This window comes from Sphingomonas sp. ABOLH, assembly GCF_003951715.1.
GTDB classification, from domain to species: Bacteria; Pseudomonadota; Alphaproteobacteria; order Sphingomonadales; family Sphingomonadaceae; genus Sphingomonas; species Sphingomonas hankookensis_A.
On sequence record NZ_QQWV01000095.1, the window covers coordinates 1 to 2257 of the forward strand.

The 2257-nt window shown below is 65.8% G+C and carries 1 protein-coding gene and 1 pseudogene; both read left to right on the top strand.

The window, feature by feature from the left end; genetic code table 11:
• The first annotated feature begins 432 nt into the window (after nt 1-432).
• Entirely contained in the window at nt 433-1677 is a 1245-nt protein-coding gene (locus tag CA237_RS19315; protein ID WP_126015313.1) for a nitrate/nitrite transporter, read from the top strand.
• Between the two features lie 23 nt (nt 1678-1700).
• Nucleotides 1701-2129 (top strand): annotated as a pseudogene (locus CA237_RS19320) (FAD-dependent oxidoreductase); the annotation flags it as partial.
• Between the last annotated feature and the right edge of the window lie 128 nt (nt 2130-2257).

Genomic DNA, 2257 nt, shown 5'->3' on the forward strand with positions numbered 1-2257 from the left:
TCAGGGGCGGGCTCGACGCAGGGTCGGTTGATGCTCGGCAGCGATCGGTTCTTCGACGAGCGGTCGTTCGATCCGGATGACATTCCGGGGTATTTGGCTGGTTTGCCATAAGTCGGTGCCTCTAGCCGTCGCCTCGGGGCAAGCCCGGCGTGGCGATGAAGGCTTTGGTTTCGCGCTGTTACCAACGCAATTTTGCTGCGTCTGCGAAAGCCTCTTGTATCCGATCCGCGAATCGGGCAGCTTGATCGCAGCCCGGCAATGGCGTCGGGCACGCAATAGCAGCGACAAGCCTCTCCAGCGCCGGGGAGGTTCCCGCTGACGGAGTACGGGCATCGGCCCGTCATCCGACACAGGCAACGAAGCCGCCAGAACGCGCCCGACTAGGGCCGCCGTTCTGGCGGCTTTTTTCGTTTCCGGCTCTGGGAGGCAGGAATGGCAACGGCATATTGGCAAGACACGCAGGTTGAGCGCGAAGGCAGCGACAGTTTCTGGAACAGCGGGCACAAGCCGACGCTGATCGCCGCGTTCCTGTACTTCGACCTCGCGTTCATGGTGTGGGTGTTGCTCGGGCCGCTCGCGCCCGACATCGCACTGACGCTGGGGCTGTCGCCCGCGCAGAAGGGGCTGATGGTCGCGGTGCCTACGCTGGCGGGCGCGGTGCTGCGGGTCGTCAATGGCCTTGCGGTCGATCGGATCGGGCCGAAGCGCGCCGGGGCGATCAGCCAGATCATCGTCATCGCCGGCCTGTTCGTCGCGTGGCTGCTGGGCGTAAACAGCTTTGGCGGCACGCTGGCGCTGGGCGTGATCCTCGGCTTTGCCGGCGCGTCCTTCGCTATCGCCCTGCCGCTTGCGAGCCGCTGGTATCCGCCGGAGCATCAGGGCAAGGCGATGGGCCTCGCCGGCATGGGCAATTCGGGCACGGTGCTGGCCGCATTGTTTGCGCCTGCGCTCGCCAAGCTGTTCGGCTGGAACACCGTGCTGGGCCTGGCCTGCATTCCGCTGACCCTCGTCTTCTTCGCCTATATGGTGATGGCGAAGGACGCGCCGAATGCACCCGCGCCGCGTTCGCTGACCGCCTATCTCAGCCCCCTGAAGCTGGCCGACGCCTGGTGGCTGATGGGCTTCTATGCCGTGACCTTCGGCGGGTTCGTCGGGTTGGCGGCCAGCCTGCCGGTCTACTTCACCGATCAATTCGGGCTCTCGACGATCGCGGCCGGCTATTGCACCGCCGCCTGCGTCTTTGCCGGGTCGCTGGTGCGGCCGATGGGCGGGGCGCTGGCCGACAAGGTCGGCGGCGTGAAGGCGCTGACCGCCGTGTTCGCGGTCGCTGCGCTGGCGCTGGTGGGAGTGAGTGCGGCGGGCAGCGTCGAGGCGGCACTGGCGCTGTTCGTGCTGGCCATGCTGGCGCTCGGCACCGGCAACGGCGCGGTGTTCCAGCTGGTGCCGCAGCGTTTTGCCGCCGAGATCGGCGTAATGACCGGACTGGTCGGCATGGCCGGCGGGGTCGGTGGCTTCTACCTCGCCTCGTCGCTCGGCCTCGCCAAGCAATGGACGGGGAGCTTTGCGCCCGGCTTCCTGATCTTCGCCGCGCTGTCGGTCCTCGCGCTGGGCGGACTGACGCTGGTCAAGGCCGGCTGGCGCCGCCGCTGGGCGACCGCCGACGGCGTGCGGATCTGATCCCTCTTCACCGGATGATAGTCATGCAACACGAACCCATCCAAAGCCCGCAAGGCGACACCCGCGAGCACTTGATCGTCATCGGCAACGGCATGGCGGGATGCCGCGCGGTCGAGGAATTGCTGGCGCGCGATCCGAACCGGTACCGGGTAACGATCTTCGGTGCCGAACCGCTGGTGAACTATAACCGCATCATGCTGTCGCCGGTGCTGGCCGGCGAGAAGACGTTTGACGAGATCGTCATCAACGGCCTCGACTGGTATGCCGACAATGGGATCACGCTGCTGAGCGGCGATCCGGTGATCGCCATCGACCGCGCCGCGCGGACGGTGACCAGCCGCAGCGGCCTGACGCTCGACTATGACCGGCTGCTGATCGCGACCGGGTCCGATCCGTTCATCATCCCTGTGCCCGGCAAGGACCTGCCCGGCGTCATCAGCTTTCGCGATATGAACCCACATTTCCCAAGTAAGGCGCTGATTTCGCTGTCCTGACCATTATATTTCCTATATAAAACATGGTGTTGAAGGCTGCGAGGGGCGCGTTTCATGGATCACCCAGAGGGTGCGGGCTTGCAACG